Source organism: Stenotrophomonas maltophilia (assembly GCF_002799155.1).
Classification (GTDB): domain Bacteria; phylum Pseudomonadota; class Gammaproteobacteria; order Xanthomonadales; family Xanthomonadaceae; genus Stenotrophomonas; species Stenotrophomonas maltophilia_R.
Genome location: NZ_NERD01000002.1, coordinates 2,564,580 through 2,584,726, shown reverse-complemented (window position 1 = coordinate 2,584,726; position 20,147 = coordinate 2,564,580). Strand labels below are relative to the sequence as shown.

Genomic DNA, 20,147 nt, shown 5'->3' with positions numbered 1-20,147 from the left:
GGGGACGGAGGGGATCAAGTCGTTCATGCATGAACGACTTGATCCCCTCCGTCCCCTTTTTGTCAGCGCAGCTTCGCCAGCGCCTGGCCCAGCTGCACCGGGCTTTCGGCGCCCAGCTGCGGGGCGAACTCGGCCACGCCCGGCGGCAGCAGCACGATCACGGTCGAACCGTAGTTGAAGCGCGCCATTTCGGCGAAGCGCTCCAGCTGGATGCCCTGGCCGCGGTAGTCCTTGCGGGTGATGCGATCACCGTAGGCCGGAATCTCCTCGCCGCTCCAAACGGTTTCCACGCCGGACACCAGCAGCGCACCGACCATCACGCTGACCATCGGGCCGAAGCTGGTATCGAAATGGCAGACCAGGCGCTCGTTGCGCGCGAACAGGCGCGGCACGCCGTTGACGGCGGCCGGGCCGACGCTGAACAGGCGCCCCGGCACGTGCACGGTTTCGCGCAGGGTGCCGGTCCACGGCATGTGCACGCGGTGGTAGTCGCGCGGCGACAGGTACACGGTGGCGTACAGGCCGTCGTTGTACGGCTTGGCGTCCTCGTCACTGCCCAGCAGTTCGGCGGCGGTGAACGACTGGCCCTTGGCCTGGAAGATGCGGCCGGCCTCTATCCTGCCGAGCTGGCTGATGCGGCCGTCGGCCGGCATCACCAGGCTGCGTGGATCGGCATCGGCCACGCGCGCGCCCGGCTTCAGTGCACGGGTGAAGAACTGGTTGAAGGTCGCGTAGCTGCGCGGGTCCGGGTTGGCCGCTTCATCCAGGTTGACGTTGAACTTGCGGGTGACCGTGTCGATCAGCCAGCGCGACACGCGCGGATCGTCCGAGTACGCCAGCGAACGCGCCATCGAGGACAGCAGGCGATGGGGCAGGGCGTACGTCAGGGCGGTGGTGAGGCTCATGGGGCGGTTTTCTCGGTCAGCTTCTGCAGGTCGCGGGCAATGGCCGGCGCGTTGAACGGGGGGCGCACCAGGCCGGCAAGACGGCCCTGCGGGTCGAGCACGGCCAGGCTGGCCGAATGCTCGACGGTGTAATCCTCGGGATTCTCGTCGAAATGCTTGCCGGGCACTTTCTGGAACACGAAGCCCAGCGAGGTGGCGAAGCGCTCCAGCGAGGGGATATCGGCGGTGGCGGCCAGGGTGTCCTTGTGGAAGCCGTGCACGTACTCGCCCAGGCGGGTGGCACTGTCGCGGTCCGGGTCGACCGAGATGAACAGCACGCGCGGGCGCAGGCCATCGGGCAGGGCCTCCCACTGGTTCTGCGCGCCGGCCAGCTCGGCCAGGGTGGTCGGGCAGACGTCGGGACAGAAGGTGAAGCCCAGGAATACCAGGGTCCAGTGGCCCTTCAGTTCGCCCGGGATCAGGCGGGTGCCATCGGACTGGGCCAGGTTGAAATCGGGCAGTTCGCGCGGCTGCGGGTACAGGGTGATCGCTTCGGTGGCCGGGGCGTTGGCCGGCGGCTTCGGCGCGAACACCTGCTGGGCGGCCAGCAGGCCGAGCCCCGCCGCCAGGGCGATCAGCAGGATGATGCCGGCGTTGCGATTGAACATGGGGGCTCCCGCGCGAAATGGGCTCCATCATACCGGCTGTGGCCCGATCGTTTCCGCCGCAACGGATGCCGCCGCGGGCGCCAGCCCCTATAATCGGGGGCCACTTTGCCCGCAGTACCGCCATGACCGCTGAAACGGCCGCCGAACTCCACACGATCATCGATCTGATCCGCTACGGCACCAGCCGTTTCAACGAAGCCGGGCTGACCTTCGGGCACAGCTACGACAACGCGCTGGACGAGGCCACCCAGCTGGTGCTGCACAGCCTGCACCTGCCGCACGACCTCGGCCCGGCCTACGGCCAGGCGCGCCTGCTGCAGGCCGAGAAGCTGCGCGTGCTGGAGCTGTTCCAGCGCCGCATCGACGAACGCATCCCGGCCGCCTACCTGACGGGTGAGGCCTGGTTTGCCGGCCTGAGCTTCAAGAGCGACAAGCGCGCCCTGGTGCCGCGCTCGCCGATCGCCGAACTGATCGAGTGCGGCTTCGAGCCCTGGCTGGCCGGCCGCGACGTGTACCGTGCGCTGGACCTGTGCACCGGTTCGGGCTGCATCGCCATCGCCATGGGCCACTACTACCCGAACTGGCAGGTGGACGGCGTCGACCTGAGCGACGACGCGCTGTCGCTGGCTGAAGAAAACCGGGAGCGGCTGCAGGCGTACAACGTCAACCTGATCAAGTCGGACCTGTTCAATGGCCTGTCCGGCCGCCACTACGACCTGATCGTCACCAATCCGCCGTACGTCACCAACGACGAGACCGATGCGCTGCCGAAGGAATACTCCTACGAGCCGGAAATGGGCCTGCGTGCCGGTGACGATGGCCTGGACCTGGTGCTGAAGATCCTGCGCGACGCGCCGCTGCACCTGAGCGAAGACGGCCTGCTGATCTGTGAAGTGGGCGAGTCCGAACAGCATCTGGTCAAGCTGCTGCCGGAAGTCGATTTCGCCTGGATCGAATTCAAGGTCGGCCAGATGGGCATCTTCGCGGTCGAATGCCGCGAGCTGATTGCCCACAGCGCACGCATCACCGAACTGGCGGCGCAGCGCCCGTGAGCTCCAATTCGTTCGGCAAGCTGTTCACCGTCACCACGTTCGGCGAGTCGCACGGGCCGGCCATCGGCTGCGTGATCGATGGCTGCCCACCGGGGCTGGCGCTGGACGCGGCCGAATTCGCCCACGACCTGCAGCGCCGCGCCACCGGCAAGAGCCGGCACACCTCGGCACGGCGCGAGGCCGATGAGGTCGAGATCCTGTCCGGCGTGTACGAGGGCCTGACCACCGGCACCCCGATCGCGCTGCTGATCCGCAACACCGACCAGCGCAGCAAGGACTACGCCAACATCGGCCAGCAGTTCCGCCCGGGCCATGCCGACTACAGCTACTGGCACAAGTACGGCATCCGCGACCCGCGCGGCGGTGGCCGTTCCTCGGCGCGCGAGACCACCATGCGCGTGGCCGCCGGCGTGGTCGCCAAGAAGTGGCTTGCCGAGCGCTTCGGCGTCACCGTGCGTGGCTACCTGTCGCAGCTGGGCGACATCACCCCGGCCGGTTTCGACTGGTCGGCGGTGGAAGGCAATCCGTTCTTCTGGCCGCACGCGGCACAGGTGCCCGAGCTGGAGGCGTACATGGATGCGCTGCGCAAGTCCGGAGATTCGGTCGGTGCGCGCGTGGACGTGGTCGCCGACAACGTGCCGCCAGGCTGGGGCGAGCCGATCTACGGCAAGCTCGACGGTGATTTGGCTGCCGCACTGATGAGCATCAACGCGGTGAAGGGCGTGGAGATCGGCGACGGTTTCGCCAGCGCCGCGCAGAAGGGCACCGAACACCGCGACCTGCTGACCCCGCAGGGCTTCGCCAGCAACCATGCCGGCGGCATCCTCGGTGGCATTTCCACCGGCCAGCCGGTGGTCGCGTCGATCGCGTTGAAGCCGACCTCCAGCCTGCGCCTGCCGGGCCCGTCGCTGGATACCGCCGGCAACGTGGTCGAAGTGGTCACGACCGGCCGCCACGATCCCTGCGTCGGCATCCGTGCCACCCCGATCGCCGAGGCGATGGTGGCGATGGTGCTGATGGACCAGGCGCTGCGCCACCGCGCGCAGTGTGGCGATGTCGGCACGATCACCCCACGCATTCCCGGGCAGATCGATGGCTGACACGCGGCCGACCGTGTGGGTGAGCCAGCCGCTGATCGACGCGGCCATCGCGCCGCTGCGCGATCGCGTGCAGCTGCGCAGCACCGACACGGTCACCGCCTGGTCGCCCGAGCAGATCGCCGAACAGCTGGCCAGCGCCGATGGCGCGGTCATCACCCTCAACGAGCGCATCGGCGCAGCGCAGGTGGCCGATGCCGCGCAGCTGCAGGTGATCGCCAATGTCGGTGTCGGCTACAACAACCTGGATGTCGACGCGCTCAGTGCGGCCGGCATCCTGGCCAGCAATACGCCGGACGTCCTGACTGAAACCACCGCCGATCTCGGCTTCGCACTGCTGATGGCCACCGCGCGCCGTATCACCGAGTCCGAGCGCTGGCTGCGCGAGGGCCAGTGGCAGCAGTGGTCGTTCCAGACCATGCTTGGTGCCGACATCCACGGCAGCACGCTGGGCATCCTCGGCATGGGCCGCATCGGCCAGGGCATCGCCCGCCGCGGCGCGCATGGTTTCGGCATGAAGGTGCTGTACCACAACCGTTCGCAGCTGCCGGCTGCGACCGAAGCGGAAGTGGGGGCCACCTATGTGGACCTAGATACGCTGCTGGCGCAGTCCGACCACTTGCTGCTGGTGCTGCCATACACGCCGGCCTCGCATCATCTGATCGACGCCGCCGCGCTGGCGAAGATGAAGCCGTCGGCCACGCTGGTGAACATCGCCCGCGGTGGACTGGTCGATGAGATCGCGCTGGCCGATGCGCTGGCCAACGGTCGCCTTGCTGCCGCCGGCCTGGATGTGTACGAGGGCGAGCCGACGGTGCGCCCGGAACTGCTGGCGCTGCGCAACATCGTGCTTACTCCGCACATCGGCAGTGCCTCGCTGGCCACGCGCACGGCGATGGTACAGCTGGCCGTCGATAATCTGCTCGCCGGGCTCGGCCTGGACGGCGGCCCGTCGCGCATGCCGAGCGCGATCAACGCTGACGCGGCGATGGCCGCGCGCGTGACCCTGGGCAAAAAAACCGGGAAACGATAGGGAACCTCCGCGCGCCCCGCTTGAGGAGGTTCCCCGAACCCAGCTGTCGTGCGTGATTTTCCCCATCCCCGTTTCCATGAGAGTTTCCCCCATGAGCAATGCACAGCGCAGTTTCCACGTCGCCGTCGTCGGTGCCACCGGTGCCGTCGGCGAGACCATGTTGTCGATCCTGGCCGAGCGTGATTTCCCGGTTGGTACCCTGAGCGTCCTCGCCTCCGAGCGTTCGGCTGGCGGCGAAATCGAGTTCAACGGCCAGAAGGTCACGGTCCAGGACCTGGCCACCTTCGATCCGAGCGGTGTCGAGATCGCGCTGTTCTCGGCCGGCGGCAGCGTGTCCAAGGAATACGCACCGAAGTTCGCCGCCGCCGGTGCGGTGGTGATCGACAACTCCTCGGCCTTCCGTTACGACGATGACGTGCCGCTGGTGGTGTCCGAGGTCAATCCGGAACAGGTCGCCAACCGTCCGCGCGGCATCATCGCCAACCCGAACTGCTCGACCATGCAGATGCTGGTGGCGCTGGCGCCGCTGCACCGCAAGTACGGCATCGAGCGCATCAACGTCTCCACATACCAGTCGGTGTCCGGCGGCGGCCGTTCGGCCACCGAGGAGCTGGGCAAGCAGACCGGCCAGCTGCTGAGCTTCCAGGAGATCGATCCGCAGCGCTTCCCGGTGCAGATCGCCTTCAACCTGATCCCGCACATCGACGACTTCCAGGACAACGGCTTCACCAAGGAAGAGATGAAGCTGATCTGGGAGACCCGCAAGATCCTCGGCGACGACAGCATCCTGGTGAACCCCACTGCGGTGCGCGTGCCGGTGTTCTACGGCCACTCCGAATCGGTGGCGATCGAGACCCGCGACAAGGTCACCGTGGCCGAAGCACGCGCGCTGCTGGAGCAGTCGCCGGGTATCGAAGTGGTCGACCGCCACGAGGCCGGTGGTTACCCGACCCCGGTCACCCATGCATCGGGTACCGACGCGGTGTATGTCGGCCGCATCCGTGAGGACCTGTCGCACCCGCGCGGCCTGAACCTGTGGATCGTGTCGGACAATGTGCGCAAGGGCGCGGCCCTGAATGCCGTGCAGCTGGCCGAGCTGGTTGCCGCCGAGCCGCGCTGATCACTGCGGTTGCCTCACCGGTAGTGCCGGCCGCTGGCCGGCATTGCCCTGATCCGTGGGCTGAAGTGCTTGCTGGCCAGCGGCCGGCACTACCAGGCTGCGCAGCCGGGCACGGGCTCGGCTCTGCATGGGTGCGGACCGCGGTCCGCACGCTTTATAGTGTCGCCCATGAATAAACGGGCCAGGGGCGCAAAGCGCCCGCTCCTCTATCTTTCCACCGCGCTGCTGGCCCTGGCCAGCAGTTCGGTGCTTGCCCTGGGTCTGGGCGACATCCGTGTGCTGTCCAGGCCGGGCCAGCCCCTGCTGGCCGAAATCCCGGTGATCTCCGCCGATCCGTCCGAGCTGGAGAATCTGCGTGTCGCGTTGGCCTCACCGGTCACCTTCGAGCGCGTCGGCCTGCAGCGGCCGACCGGCCTGGTTGGCGAACTGCAGTTCGAGCTGACCCGCAATGCACAGGGCAGGGCGGTGGTGCGTGTGACCTCGCAGACGCCGGTCGAGACCCCGTCGCTGAGCTTCCTGATCGAGGCCGACTGGGGCCAGGGCCGCCTGGTGCGTGAGTACTCGGCACTGGTCGATGCACCCTCCAGCGCACTGGCCGTGGCCGAGCCGGAAATCGTTGCGCCGGCGGGTACGCTCTCCAACACCATCGCCCGTGACGTCGCCGCTGCGCCCGCCGCTGCGGAGAGCGCGAGCGTGCCTGCGCCGTCCGCCACCGCCGCCACGCCTGCACCCGCTCCGGTTCGCCCGCGTGCAGCGGCTGCACCTGCCGCTGCATCGGCGCCCGATGGCAGCGTCACCGTCCAGCGTGGGCAGACCCTGTCGCAGATCGCCAGCGCGATGGCCCGCGGCAGCCAGGTCAGCCGCGACCGCGCGATGATCGCCCTGCTGCGTGCCAACCCGGAAGCCTTCATCCGGGGCAACATCAACCTGCTCAAGCAGGGCGCCGTGCTGCGCATGCCTGGCAGCGATGCGCTGGCAGCGGTCGATGCTGGCGAGGCCGCAGCGCTGGTGCGCGAACACGCCGCGCAGTGGCGGCAGGCGCGCACCGTGCCGCAACCTGCGGGTACCGTCGCCGCGGCCGCCAGGGCGGCAACCACGAACGCTTCTTCCCAGGCTGCGGCCAATGGGGCACGACTTGAAATCGCTCCGGCGCTGGCCTCCGACGCCGCGCACGCGGGCACAACCACCGGCACTGGAGCCGGCAGCGAGGGTGACATGCTGGGCAACGAACAACTGCGCCAGGCCCGCGAGGACATCGCGACCCGCGATGCCGAGATCGGCGAGCTGAAGCAGCGCGTGGCCGACCTGGAAAAACTCAAGGAACAGCAGCAGTCGCTGATCGCGATGAAGGACAACGACCTGGCCGCTGCGCAGCAGCGCCTGGCGCAGGCACCGGATGCCCGCGATGCGGCAACGCCGTGGTACTGGCTGGGTCTGCCGGTGCTGTTGCTGGCGGCCGGTGCGGCCTGGCTGCTGCGTCGTCGCAAGCCGTCGCCGCTGCCGCCGCTGCGCGAAGAAGGCGATGCCGCCGGCCTGGCCGCTGCGGTACCGGCGGGCGCAGCGCTGGATACGCTGGCCGAGCAGTCTTCGTGGTCGACGGCGGTGTCCGACAGTGGCCGCCAGGAGCCGGCGATGCCGGCCTGGGCGACCGAAACGGAGGTGCAGGATGACATGGCTGCCGAACCGGTTGTCGACATCGCTGCACAGGCCGACTGGCAGGCGCAGACGCTGCGCGATGACGACGTGGTGGAGCTGCCCGAGGCAGTCACCGACCTGCCGCGCTGGGACGAACCGGTGGCCACGCCGGACAGCCCCGCACCGGTCGCCTCCGTGCAGGATGGACCGGACGCGCAGGCGGTCCCTGGCGAGGTGGCTGTGCCGGACTATGCGCTGCACGCCGAACAGCAACCGCAGTTCCGCGGTGTGTTCGACCTGCCGGCCGAGTCCCATGACAGCGACGTTTCCAGTGGCGCGCCGCACGACATGCTGGCCGCGGCCGCGCACGAAGACGCCGCCGCTGCACCGGCCGATGATGCCGGCTGGGCGCCGCGTGCCGGGCAGGAGCGCCTGGAGCTGGCCATTGCCTACCTCGATCTGGGCGATGCCCAGACCGCCCGTACCCTGCTGCAGGAAGTGGCCGAGGGCGGCGACCTGCACTGCCAGGCCCAGGCCCGCGAACTGCTGGCCCGCCTGCCGTGACCGACCCCGCCGACAAGGATCGTGCCATGAGCCGCGAGCATCGCATCGATTACGTTGAATTCGCCTCCACCGATCCCGCGGCCAGCCGCGCCTTCTTCGAGAAGGCATTCGGCTGGTCGTTCGTCGACTATGGCAGCGACTACACCGCCTTCGACGATGGCCGCCTGCAGGGCGGCTTCTTCCGCGGCCAGCCGCAACGGGCCAGTGACAGCGGTGCGCCGCTGCTGGTGCTGTATGCCGACCAGCTGGCGCCGATCGAAGCGGCGGTGCGCAGCGCTGGCGGTGAGGTCGTGCGGCCGGTGTTCTCTTTCCCCGGCGGCAGCCGCTTCCAGTTCGTCGAGCCCGGTGGCAACGAACTGGCGGTCTGGTCCGAACGCGATCCGGCCTGAGCGCCGCCCCACCCGCAACATCGAGGTAGCACATGCGTTACGCGCTTGGCGTCGAATACGACGGCAGCGATTTCAGGGGCTGGCAGAACCTTGGCGAGGGCGGGCCCAGCGTGCAGGCCAGCCTTGAGCAGGCCCTGTCGTCGGTGGCCGATGCGCCGCTGCAGGTGGTCTGTGCCGGCCGTACCGATGCCGGCGTGCACGGCCAATGCCAGGTCGTCCATTTCGATACCGACGTGGTGCGCGATCCGCGCGCCTGGATGCTGGGCACCACCACCCGCCTGCCGCGCTCGATCGCGGTGCGCTGGTGCGTGCCGGTGGCCGATGATTTCCATGCCCGTTTCTCGGCGCGTGCGCGCCGCTACCGCTACCGCCTGCTCAACCGCGAAGTGCGGCCGGCGCTGCAGCGGCAGACCCTCAGCTGGGAGCGCCGTGCGCTGGACGCGGGCCTGATGCATGCCGCCGGCCAGGCCCTGCTTGGCGAGAACGACTTCAGCGCGTTCCGCTCGGTGCAATGCCAGGCGCTGCATGCACGGCGTGAACTGCAGTCACTGCAGGTCAGCCGCCAGGGCGAGGTGATCGAGGTCGCCGTGCAGGGCAATGCATTCCTTCATCACATGGTCCGCAATATCGTCGGATCGCTGATCCTGGTGGGCAGTGGCGAGAAGCCGGTGGAATGGATCGCCGAACTGCTGGCCGGGCGCGATCGCACCGTAGCCGGTCCCACCGCACCGCCGCAGGGCCTGGTGTTCCTTGGGCCCCTGTACCCCGACAACTGGCATCTGCCCGCCGAGGTCACGCTATGAGCCGCTCCTACTACCGCACACGCATCAAGTTCTGTGGCATGACCCGGGCCGGCGACGTCCGCCTGGCCGGTGAACTGGGTGTGGACGCGGTGGGTTTCATCTTTGCCCGTGAAAGCAGCCGCCGGGTCGCCCCCGCCGAGGCACGCGCGATGCGCCAGGCGATCGCGCCGATGGTCGACGTGGTGGCGTTGTTCCGCAACAACAGCAAGGAAGAGGTGCGCGAGGTACTGCGCACGGTAAGGCCGACCCTGCTGCAGTTCCACGGCGAGGAAGACGAGAGCTTCTGCCGCAGCTTCAACATGCCCTACCTGAAGGCGATCGCCATGGGCGGGCGTGAAGAGATCAACGCGCGCACCCTGCAGCTGCGCTATCCCAGCGCCGCCGGCTTCCTGTTCGACAGCCATGCGCCGGGCGGCGGCGGCGGTACCGGCGTGGCCTTCGACTGGGGCCGGATCCCGACCGGCCTGCATCGCCCGTTCCTGCTGGCTGGCGGGCTGAACCCGGAAAACGTCTACGACGCGGTGTTGGCCACCCTGCCGTGGGGCGTGGATGTCTCCAGCGGCATCGAACTGGAGCCGGGCATCAAGGACGGCTACAAGATGCGCACCTTCGTCGAGGAAGTACGCCGCGCCGATTGCACGGTTCTCGAGTGATTCGCGTCACTATTTACCCTGATCAGCGCCCGGATTTGAGCCTGCACGCATTCTTCACATAGGATGGTCCCAAGCACGCCTGCCACGAAGGCTGGCGTGGGGATCGACGGGACGCGCACGGCGCGCCCCGAACGGGCGGCCGCCGCCCATAGCCCAGGAAGGCAAGCGATGCAGGAGTTTCTCACCGTCGTGCTCGGTTACCCGACGCTGCCGTACAGCATTCTGCTGTTGGTGTCGGTGATGTATTGGGCAGTTGCGGCGTTCGGCCTGGTCGATGACGGTTTCGGCAATCTCGGCGCCGATGGCGGACTCGAGGCGGGGACCGACCTCAGTGGCCTGTCGGCCATGCTGGCGCGCTGGGGCCTGGGCGGCGTCCCGATCATGGTGGTGGTCACCCTGCTGGGCCTGTTCGGCTGGCTCATCACCTATTTCATCCACCTGTTCGCATTGCTGCCGCTGCCGGACCTGCTGCGCTGGGGCCTGGGTACGCTCGTGGCGGTGCTGGCACCGCTGCCTGCGGTACCTCTTACCGCGCTGATCCTGCGCCCGGTCCGGCGCTTCCTGCTGCGCCTGCGGCCGGTGCCGCAGGCATCGCTGCTGGGCCGGATCGGCGTGGTCGCATCGCCGAAAGTGGACGCACGCAGCGGTCATGCCACTGTCGATGATGGCGGTGCCGGGCTGGTGCTGCAGATCCGCAGCGACATCGAACTGCAGCGTGGCGAGCGCATCGTGCTGGTCGAGCACATGGCCGAGCAACACTATTACCGGGTGGTCCGCGCCGATGCGATCGCCCTTGATTTCCAGGACAACCTGCTTCCGGGCAACAAGGAGAATCATCAATGACGTTGGCATCCCTCTTACCGATCCTGGCCGTCGCCGGCGGCCTGCTCGTCCTGTTGCTGGGCGTGGCCGGGCTGTTCAAGGCCTTCTACCGCAAGGTCGACCAGGGCGTGGCCCTGATCGTCAACGACATGAGCTCCACGCCCAAGGTGCACTTCACCGGTGCGCTGATCATCCCGGTGCTGTACCGCGCCGAGCTGATGCGGATCAGCCTGATCACCCTGCAGATCGACCGCCGCGGCAAGGAAGGCCTGATCTGCCGCGACAACATGCGTGCCGACATTGCCGTGGCCTTCTACCTGCGGGTGAACGAGACCCAGGCCGACGTGCTGCGCGTGGCCAAGGCCATCGGTGCCGACCGTGCATCGGACAAGCATGCCGTCGACGAGCTGTTCAACGCCAAGTTCTCCGAAGCGCTGAAGACGGTCGGCAAGAAGTTCGACTTCACCGAACTGTTCGAGAAGCGCCAGGAGTTCCGCGACGAGATCATCGCGGTGATCGGCAATGACCTCAATGGCTACGTGCTGGAAGACGTGGCGATCGATTACCTGGAGCAGACCCCGAAGTCGCTGCTGGACCAGTTCAACATCCTCGACGCGCAGGGCATCCGCAAGATCACCGAGCTGACCGCCGCGCAGAACGTGGTGACCAACGAGCTGGAGCAGAACGAGAAGCTCGCCATCACCAAGAAAAACGTGGAAGCGCGCGAAGCGCTGCTGGCGCTGGAACGCCAGCAGGCCGAAGCCGAAGCACGCCAGAAGCGCGAGATCGAGACCATCCGCGCGCGCGAGGAGGCCGAGACCGCCAAGGTGCAGGAAGAGCAGCGCCAGCTGTCCGAGAATGCCCGCATCGAAGCACAGCAGCTGATCGAGATCCGCGACCAGAACCGCCTGCGCGAAGTGGAAGTGGCCGAGCAGAACCGCCAGCGTGCCGTGGCCATCGAGGCCGAGCGCGTGGAGCGCGCACGCCAGCTGGAGCAGGTCACCACCGACCGCGAAGTGCAGCTGCAGGGCGTGGAGCGCGACAAGGTGGTCGAGCAGGGCAAGATGGACGTGGCCAACATCACCCGCGAACGCATCTCCATCGACAAGACCGTGGCGCAGGAAGAAGAGCGCATCAAGGAAGTGCGCGAGGTTTCCGAGGCAGACCGCCAGAAGCAGGTGCTGATCCTGGAAGCCGAAGCCAAGGCGCAGGAAGCGCTGGTGCGCGAGGTGAAGGAAGCGCAGGCGCGCGAGACCGCCTCCAAGCACCGCGCGGTGGAACTGACCACGCTGGCCCAGGCCGAGCACGAAGCGGCCGGCAAGCAGGCCGAAGCCAAGCGCCTGCTGGCCGATGCGCTGCGTGCCGAGCAGGCTGCGCCGGGCCTGGCCGAAGCGCAGGTGCGTGAAGCCTCGGCGCTGGCCATCGAGAAGGTCGGCATTGCCGAGGCCCGCGTGATCGAAGCCAAGGCCGAAGCCAGCCTGAAGCAAGGCAGCAACGAGGCCCGCGTACTGGCCGAGACCCTGCAGGCGCAGGCACAGGGCGAAGAGAAGATGGGCCTGGCCCGTGCCACCGCCACCGAATCGCTGGGCAACGCAGAAGCGGGCGTGGTGCAGAAGAAGCTGCTGGCCGAGGCTGAAGGCCTGGTGCGCAAGTTCGAAGCCATTGCCTCGCTGAGCGACCAGGCACGTGGCCACGAAGAGTTCCGCATGATGCTGGACAACAGCCTGAAGCAGGCGCTGGCCTCGATCGAGGCCGGCAAGGAAGTCTCGCGCGAGAACGCCAATGTCATCGCCAGCGCGCTGCGCAACGCCGACATCGACCTGGTCGGTGGCGACGGCGGCATGTTCGAGAACCTGGTCAAGGCGGTGTCGCTGGGCAAGTCGATCGAAGGCTTCGCCGGCAAGAGCCCGATCGTGCAGGAGCTGATGCAGCGCTACCTGGGCGTGGCCGTGGCCGAACCGGCACCGCGCCAGATCGCCGAGGATGCCGAAGCGGTGCCGACCGTGTCGGCCACCGTGGTCGACAGCGCCCGTTGATGCATCGGGCGATGGCTGCTGCGGCCATCGCCCGCCCGCGCCGGCCGCAACCGCGGCCGTCTGCCCGTGAGCCGGAAGCCTGCTGATGTCTGATACCCATCCGTCCGCCGAATCCACTGCACCCGAGGCCGGCGGCAATACCGTCGACCAGGCCGTTGCCCAGGGCGGCGCCTACGAAGTCCTGCGCCGCCGCCTGGCCGAGCAGGGCCAGCGCCTGCAGGGCCTGGCCGAAACGCTCAACCGCCAGCGCCTGGCCGAGTTCGGTGACAGCCGCCTGGAGGTGGTCGGGCGCTTCCGCATCCGCAGCGAAAACAACTGCGTCGGCCGCGACATCGTGCAGGTCGGGCCGGACCGCCTGCTGTTCGGCTACAACGTGTTCATCGGGCTGAAGACCCAGACCCGTATCGAGGATGTGTTCGGCCTGTACCGGCTGGTGCAGGGCAGCGACGGCTACGACGTCGCCGCGCTGGAGCTGAAGGGCAGCTTCCTCGACCAGCCCGGCTTCGTGCACGACTTCAACGAGCTGTACGCCTACTACAAGCACGCACGCCTGCTGCAGCTGATCGTGGTGGGCGACAAGCTGCTGGCCTCGTTCCAGATCGGCGAGCGCAGCAGCGACGTGCGCGTGTTCCGCTGGGCGCTGGCGCGCGATGGCGAACTGACCTATCTGGACGCGCGCGGCGAGCGCGATATCGCACTGCCGCCGCCGTTCGACTTCGAATGGACAAGGGCCACCCGCGACCTGGCGGTCAATGGCCGCCATTCGCACCTGAACATCCTCGACACCCTGTTCGTGGAGACCACTGGCGGCGACCTCACCATCAAGGTCGAGAACAACACCGAAACCGGGCAGGGCATCTACAGCGAACCGGTGGAGGACAGTACGCAGTCGCTGGACGACGCCCAGTTCGAATTCGCACGGGTTGGTTCGCTGGTCCTGCTGAAGGTGCTGCCCTACCGGGAGACGGAATGGCGCGGCCTGATCTACAACACGCTGACCGGCGGCATCGTGCGCAACGATGCGATCGTGCAGGCCTGCGTGCAGCTGCCCGAAGACCACGGCGTGATTTTCCCGGGCGGCTACTACCTGCAGGGCGGCGAGCACAAGGCATTCGACGCCTCGATGGCCGGCATGCAGTTCAAGCGCAGTATCCGTTCGCCGAACGGCGAGGACGTGCTGTACATCTTCTACGAGCGCGAGGGCGGGCGCTCGGCGCTGTTCGTCTACAACACCATCCAGCGCATATTGCAGAACCCGGTGTTCGGCCATGGCTACGCCTTGTTGCAGGACGGGCGCATGGTGCTGTTCCATGCCGAAGGCAGCGAACCCACCCGCATCCATCCGATGCAGGTCTGGCAGACGCCGTTCAGCAGTGACGAATTCGCCGCCAGCCGGCCGCCTGGCAACACCTTCATGGGCCGCATCGGCAACGCCGAACTGGTGCGCGGCATTTCCAACCTGTTCAACCTCGCACGCGAGATCGATGGCCAGGACGTGTCGGTACAGCGTTACCAGCGCCTGGTAGCTGATACCCGGCGCCTGTTCGATGCCCACCACTGGCTGGGCGACGCGGCCTGCGATGGTGCCGAGGAGCTGCTGCGGCAGATCAGCGCCACCGGCGAATCGGTGCTGGACGAATACGAGAAGGTGCAGTCGATCCGCCAGCAGTCGGCACAGGCGATGGTCGAGGCAGAGGCCGCGCACAAGGCGCTGCTGGGCCGGCTGCAGCCGCAGAACTGGAACGAGGTGCAGGCCTTCGTCGAGGCGCTCAACGCAATCACTGCACTGCGCGGACGCCTGTTGACCATCCGCGAGCTGCGCTACATCGACACCGCGCGCATCGAGGCGATGACGGCCGAGCTGGTGGAGGCGCAGGACCGCGTCGGCGCCGCCACGGGTGATTTCCTCGCTGGCGACGCCGCGCTGGCGCCGCTGGCCACGCGCCTGCAGGCGCTGGATGAAGCGGCGCAGCAGGCACAGAGCGCCCGCCAGCTGGACGAGCAGCTGGAGGGGCTGCGTGGGATGGCGGCAGACCTGGACATGCTGTCCGAGCTGATGGCCGGCCTGAAGGTGGACGATGCCACTGCCCGCACCCGCGTGGTCGAGTCGATCTCGGTGCTGTACGGGCGCCTCAACCAGGCGCGCGCGCGCGCCGACCAGCGTCGCCGGTCGCTGGGTTCGGCCGAGGCCGTGGCGCAGTTTGCCGCGCAGTTCGCGCTGTTCTCGCAGTCGATCACCAGCGCGCTGGCGCTGGCCACCGACCCCGAACGCGCCGACGAGCAGCTTTCGCGCCTGTTGGTGCAGTTGGAGGAGCTGGAAAGCCAGTTTGGCGAACACGAGCAGTTCCTCGGCGACATCCTGAGCAAACGCGAAGAGCTGGTCGAAGCCTTCGAGACGCACAAGCAGGCACTGCTGGATGACCGCCAGCGCAAGGCGCGTTCGGTGCTGGATGCGGCCAACCGCATTCTCGATGGTCTGGCCAAGCGCACCGAGCGCTTCGCCACCGCCGACGAGCTCAATGCGTTCTTCGCCGGCGATCCGCTGATCCTCAAGCTGCGTGAGCTGGCCGAACGCCTGCGCGCGTTGCATGACAACGTCAAGGCCGACGACATCGAGGCGCGGCTGAAAGGCGTGCGTGACCAGGCGGTGCGCCAGCTGCGCGACCGCAGTGATCTGTACGAAGCGGGCGGCAACGTGGTGCGGCTGGGACCGCGGCACCGCTTCAGCGTCAACACCCAGGCGCTGGATCTGACCCTGCTGCCGCGGGGCGATACGCTGGCTATCCACCTGACCGGCACCGACTTCCTTGAAACCCTGCACGACCCGGAGCTGGATGCACTGAAGCCGTTCTGGCCGGTCACGCTGGACTCGGAATCGCCCACGCTGTATCGCGGCGAGTATCTGGCCGGCAGCCTGCTGATGGCCGCGCAGGAGGGCAGCGACGGCCTCGATCTGGCCACGTTGCAGCATGAAGCCGCCACCCCCGAAGCACTGGACCAGCGCGTGCGTGCGTTCGCCGCACCGCGCTACCGCGAAGGCTACGAGCGCGGCATCCATGACCATGATGCCGCACTGATACTGCGTGCATTGCTGCCCCTGCAGCAGGCGGCCGGCAGCCTGCGCCATGCACCGCGGGTGCGTGCGCTGGCACTGCTGTTCTGGGCTGCCGAGCAGCGGCGCGAAGCCGTGGCGCAATGGCCGGGCCGACAGATGGGTGCCGAAGCGCTGGCACGCCTGCTGGGGTCCGACGAAGGGCGGCTGGCGTTGCGTGCTGAAATGGCCGAGGCACTGCTGGCGTACACGCAATCCCACGCGTTGCCGTTCGATGCCGATGCCGCAGAGGCTGCGGCCGCCTACCTGGGCGAAGAGCTGGCGACCGGCGAGCCGGTGTTCAGCAGCAGTCGCCATGCGGTGGCGCTGCTGGATGCGCTACAGCAGCAGCTGGAGCAGGCCGGGCAGCGTGAGGCGGTCGAACGCGCCCTGCAGCGCAGCCAGGATCCGCTGGCCACGCGCTGGGCGCTGGCCGGGCAGTGGCTGCGTGCGCTGGCGCGGCTGCCGGCGCATGCCCTGCATGCCGGATACGTCGACGAGGCCGCGGCACTGCTGCTGGTGCAGCGCCAGCTGAGCACCCGTGCCCGCGACACCGCGTTGCAGGCGGAGGTCAGTGGCCTGCTGGGTGAACATGCGCGCATCAGCAACGGCACGCTGGTGGTATCGCTGGATGATTTCCTCACGCGCCTGCAGCAGCACCTGCGCGACTTCGTGCCGGCATTCCATGCCTACCAGGCACTGCGACAGGGCATCATCGGCCGCGAGCGCGAGACCCTGCGGCTTTCCGAGTTCAAGGCGCGGCCGCTGTCCTCGTTCGTGCGGAACAGGCTGATCAATGATGTCTACCTGGGCGTGATCGGTGACAACCTGGCCAAGCAGATGGGCACGGTCGGCGAGAACAAGCGCAGCGACCTGATGGGCCTGCTGATGATGATTTCGCCCCCGGGCTACGGCAAGACCACGCTGATGGAATATGTGGCGCACCGACTGGGCCTGGTCTTCATGAAGATCAACGGCCCGGCGCTGGGTCACGAGGTGCGCTCGCTGGACCCGGCACAGGCACCGGACGCGACCTCGCGGCAGGAACTGGAGAAGCTCAACCTGGCGCTGGAGATGGGCAACAACACCATGCTGTATGTGGACGACATCCAGCACACCCATCCTGAATTCCTGCAGAAGTTCATCTCGCTGTGCGATGGTACCCGCCGTATCGAGGGTGTGTGGCGTGGTCGCACCCGCACCTATGACATGCGCGGCAAGAAGTTCTGCGTGGTGATGGCCGGCAACCCGTACACCGAGTCCGGCGAAGTATTCAAGATTCCCGACATGCTGGCCAACCGTGCCGACATCTACAACCTCGGTGATGTGCTCGGTGGCATGGAGGCGGCCTTTACCCTCAGCTACATCGAGAACAGCCTGACGTCCAACCCGGTGCTGGCGCCGCTGGCCACGCGTGACATGGCTGACCTGTACGTGCTGGTCGACCGTGCGATGGGCAAGGAAGTCTCGACCAACGGCCTCAGCCACGCCTACAGCAGCGCGGAAATCAATGAAATCACCGCCACACTGCAGCGCATGCTGCGCGTGCGCGACGTGGTCTACCGGGTCAACCAGCAGTACATCGCCAGTGCCGCGCAGGACGATCGCTACCGTACCGAGCCGCCGTTCCGGCTCCAGGGCAGCTACCGCAACATGAACAAGCTGGCCGAGAAGATCTCGCCGGTGATGAACGAGGACGAGCTGCAGCAGTTGATCTCCGACCACTACCTGGGCGAGGCACAGCTGTTGACCACCGGCGCCGAAGAAAACCTGTTGAAGCTGGCCGAACTGCGCGGCGTGCTGGACGACACGCAGGCGCAGCGATGGACGCAGATCAAGCGCGATTTCCTGCGCAACAAGGCCATGGGTGCCGACGACAGCGATGTCGGGGGGCGCGTGGTTGCGCAGCTGGCCGACATCGCCACCGCCCTGCAGCTGCCACCGCCGGCGCCGGAGGCGATCGCCGTTGCCGACCCGGCACCGTGGCCGGCGTTGCTGGAGGCCTTGCATCGCCTTTCTGAAACCCGTCCCGCAGCCACCGCGCCGGAGCCGGTCGCGGCGGCTCCCAGCGTGCCGGCCACGGTCCTGGCCGACGACCTGCAGGCTGGCCTGGCGCCGTTGGTGGAATTGTTGGCGGCATCGCAGGCGCAGCAGGCACAGGTGTCGCAGACCCTGGCCGCATTCGCCGGCTGGGCGCGGCAGCAGGTCGAGCGTGGCGTGCCGAACAGTGTGGTGGCGCAGCGTGCGCGCGTGCGCCGTGCCACGACGCCGGAGGAGCGCGCGCTGGATGAAGCCCTGATGCGCCACTTCTATGGCGAGTCGTTGCCGCCGGGCGACAGCGAGGACATTCCGGCAACGACACCGAAGCCGCCGCCGCTGCCGTGACCACGCAGGCGCCACTGCCGCCACCAAGCTTGCCGGACACGGCCGATGTCGCCGTGCTGGCCGACTATGGTGCGCCGTTGCTGCAGGCGCTGGCGCGGCGCGAAACACCTTTGCCGCCGGGCGCGGGCGAAGGCCTGGTGGCGGCACTGGCATGCATCGCGCTGGCCCTGCAGGCCGATAACCCGGCGCAGATCCGGCAGCAGGAGAGCTGGTGGGGCCGATTGCTGGGGCGCGATGTCGATCGCGAGGCGGAAGGGCGTGCGCTGCAGTCGCAGCTGGGCGTGCTGGCCCTGCAGGCGCGTGAGCAGGCCCAGCACCTGCAGCAGCACCTGCAGCTGCGGGCCATGGCCATCGCCGAGCACTCAGCGGCGGCCGCAGCGCTGGACGACTGGGTCGGGCTGGCTGCGGCGCGGCTGACGTCGCTGGATATCGCCGGCCAGGCCGCGCTGTCGCAACGGCTGGATCATCTTCGCCGGCTGGCCTCGCTGCGCCGTCTGGAAGCCCATCAATGGCAGCTGCTGCAGGACCAGGACACCGTGCTGCTGCAACGCTTCGCGCGCATCCATGACGTCCTGTTACCGGCCTGGCGGCAGGCCGCCGTGGCGGGCCAGGCCGCGGCCGGCGCCACACTGGCCGCGAAGGCCGCCTCGCTGCACGCACAGATCGATGACGAGGTAGCCGCAGCTCAGGCTAGACTGCCTTGAGCCGGCCGCCGCTGCCGCTTACCCAACTGCAAGGAGACTGCCCGATGACCCAGGACAGCCAGACCCCCGGTGCCCTCGTGCCCGGCACCACCACCGCCACTGCGCTTGATGAAGGCGCACTGCAGGCGCTGGGCCTGGTCCGCGAGGATCTGCCGCGCATCGCCGAGATCCGTCTGGAGCTGGATGACCTGCGCCCGGGCAACCTGCAGGTGTTCGGGCGCGAAGCGGCCACGCGCACCGCAGCGTTTTCCAGCCAGTTGCTGGACCAGGTGCGCAATCGTGACCTGGATGCCAGCGGCGAGAAACTGGGCGAAGTGGTGCGCATCGCGCGCAGCCTGAAGCTGGACGGCTTCGCCCAGCGGTCGAAGGTGCCGGTGATCGGTGGCCTGATCGACCGCCTGCGCGTATCCAAGGGCGAGCTGGTGCAGAAGTTCAGCGACACCAACGCGCAGATCGAGCAGTTGCTGGGCGATGTCGGTGTGCAACAGGCGCTGATGGGCAAGCGCGTGGGCGAGTTCGACCGCATGCACGACATCGTCCGTGAAGAACGCCATGCGCTCGGCTTGTATGCCGCCGCCGGCAAGCAGCGACTGGCCGAACTGCGGGCCGAGCAGCTGGCCGGGCAGGGCAGTGAGGATCCGCAGCAGCGCATCCGCCAGGGTGAAGTCGACAACGCGATCCGCCTGATCGAAAAGCGCGTGTCCGACCTGCAGCTGATGCAGCACGCGGCCGATCAGTCACTACCGATGATCCGCCTGATCCAGGCCAACGCGCTGCAGCTGATCGAGAAGTTCAACACGGTGCGCGAGATCACCATCCCGTCGTGGAAGCGCCAGTTCGCCATCCAGCTTTCGCTGGGCGAGCAGAAGGCCGCAGTCGAGCTGTCCACCGCCATCGACGATGCCACCAACGAGCTGATGCGCCGCAATGCCGACCTGCTGCGCCAGGCCTCGGTGGATACCGCGCGCAGCAACCAGCGCGGCGTGATCGACGTGGCCACGCTGCGCCACGTGCACGACCAGTTGATCGCCACGGTCGAGGAAGTGCGCAGCATCCATCGCGAAGGCATGCAGCAGCGGCAGCAGGCCGAAGTGGAACTGTCGCGGCTGCGCGAGGACCTGCAGCAGCGGCTGGCCACCCCGACCGCCAGCTGAAAAAAGGGGACGGAGGGAATTAAGTCGTTTGTGCCACTTCCGACTTAATCCCCTCCG

At 67.8% G+C, this 20,147-nt stretch carries 15 protein-coding genes; 13 read left to right on the top strand and 2 right to left on the bottom strand.

The genetic code is table 11. From position 1 onward, the window contains the following. Positions 1-62: 62 nt before the first annotated feature. Both asd and B9Y82_RS12660 read right to left on the bottom strand, forming a co-directional pair. A complete protein-coding gene (gene asd / locus B9Y82_RS12665; protein WP_006381472.1) occupies positions 63-905 on the bottom strand; it encodes an archaetidylserine decarboxylase in 843 nt (280 codons plus the stop codon). After that, the gene (locus B9Y82_RS12660) at positions 902-1,552 is read right to left on the bottom strand and encodes an SCO family protein (RefSeq protein WP_005417991.1); all 651 of its coding nucleotides are present in this window, start codon (positions 1,550-1,552) and stop codon (positions 902-904) included. Before B9Y82_RS12660 ends, asd begins: the two co-directional genes overlap by 4 nt. A gap of 122 nt (positions 1,553-1,674) precedes the next feature. Between B9Y82_RS12660 and prmB the strand changes: the two genes are divergently transcribed. The 13 genes from prmB (at position 1,675) to B9Y82_RS12595 (ending at position 20,090) form a co-directional block, all read left to right on the top strand. Next, the gene (prmB, locus tag B9Y82_RS12655; protein WP_088026671.1) at positions 1,675-2,604 is read left to right on the top strand and encodes a 50S ribosomal protein L3 N(5)-glutamine methyltransferase; all 930 of its coding nucleotides are present in this window, start codon (positions 1,675-1,677) and stop codon (positions 2,602-2,604) included. Continuing rightward, entirely contained in the window at positions 2,601-3,704 is a 1,104-nt protein-coding gene (gene aroC / locus B9Y82_RS12650; protein WP_100473489.1) for a chorismate synthase, read from the top strand. Before prmB ends, aroC begins: the two co-directional genes overlap by 4 nt. Then, the gene (locus tag B9Y82_RS12645) at positions 3,697-4,734 is read left to right on the top strand and encodes a 2-hydroxyacid dehydrogenase (RefSeq protein WP_100473488.1); all 1,038 of its coding nucleotides are present in this window, start codon (positions 3,697-3,699) and stop codon (positions 4,732-4,734) included. Before aroC ends, B9Y82_RS12645 begins: the two co-directional genes overlap by 8 nt. A gap of 91 nt (positions 4,735-4,825) precedes the next feature. Further along, entirely contained in the window at positions 4,826-5,854 is a 1,029-nt protein-coding gene (locus B9Y82_RS12640) for an aspartate-semialdehyde dehydrogenase (protein ID WP_100473487.1), read from the top strand. A gap of 168 nt (positions 5,855-6,022) precedes the next feature. After that, the gene (locus B9Y82_RS12635; protein ID WP_100473486.1) at positions 6,023-8,053 is read left to right on the top strand and encodes a FimV/HubP family polar landmark protein; all 2,031 of its coding nucleotides are present in this window, start codon (positions 6,023-6,025) and stop codon (positions 8,051-8,053) included. A 26-nt stretch (positions 8,054-8,079) separates the two neighbouring features. Further along, positions 8,080-8,442: a VOC family protein gene (locus B9Y82_RS12630; protein WP_100473485.1), complete on the top strand. Its 363-nt coding sequence runs from the start codon at positions 8,080-8,082 to the stop codon at positions 8,440-8,442. 32 nt (positions 8,443-8,474) lie between these two features. Further along, positions 8,475-9,245 carry a tRNA pseudouridine(38-40) synthase TruA gene (gene truA / locus B9Y82_RS12625; RefSeq protein WP_014647888.1) on the top strand — a complete coding sequence of 257 codons (771 nt, stop codon included), beginning with the start codon at positions 8,475-8,477 and terminating at the stop codon, positions 9,243-9,245. Next, a complete protein-coding gene (locus B9Y82_RS12620; RefSeq protein ID WP_014037969.1) occupies positions 9,242-9,898 on the top strand; it encodes a phosphoribosylanthranilate isomerase in 657 nt (218 codons plus the stop codon). Before truA ends, B9Y82_RS12620 begins: the two co-directional genes overlap by 4 nt. Before the next feature lie 168 nt (positions 9,899-10,066). Continuing rightward, a complete protein-coding gene (locus B9Y82_RS12615; protein ID WP_100473484.1) occupies positions 10,067-10,741 on the top strand; it encodes a hypothetical protein in 675 nt (224 codons plus the stop codon). Next, entirely contained in the window at positions 10,738-12,756 is a 2,019-nt protein-coding gene (locus B9Y82_RS12610; RefSeq protein ID WP_100473483.1) for a hypothetical protein, read from the top strand. Before B9Y82_RS12615 ends, B9Y82_RS12610 begins: the two co-directional genes overlap by 4 nt. A gap of 85 nt (positions 12,757-12,841) precedes the next feature. Next, the gene (locus B9Y82_RS12605) at positions 12,842-18,232 is read left to right on the top strand and encodes a DNA repair ATPase (protein ID WP_100473482.1); all 5,391 of its coding nucleotides are present in this window, start codon (positions 12,842-12,844) and stop codon (positions 18,230-18,232) included. Between the two features lie 29 nt (positions 18,233-18,261). After that, positions 18,262-18,936, top strand: coding sequence for a hypothetical protein (locus tag B9Y82_RS12600; protein ID WP_238381603.1), 675 nt, complete (start codon positions 18,262-18,264; stop codon positions 18,934-18,936). A 44-nt stretch (positions 18,937-18,980) separates the two neighbouring features. Beyond that, positions 18,981-20,090 carry a toxic anion resistance protein gene (locus B9Y82_RS12595; protein WP_100473480.1) on the top strand — a complete coding sequence of 370 codons (1,110 nt, stop codon included), beginning with the start codon at positions 18,981-18,983 and terminating at the stop codon, positions 20,088-20,090. Positions 20,091-20,147: the final 57 nt, after the last annotated feature.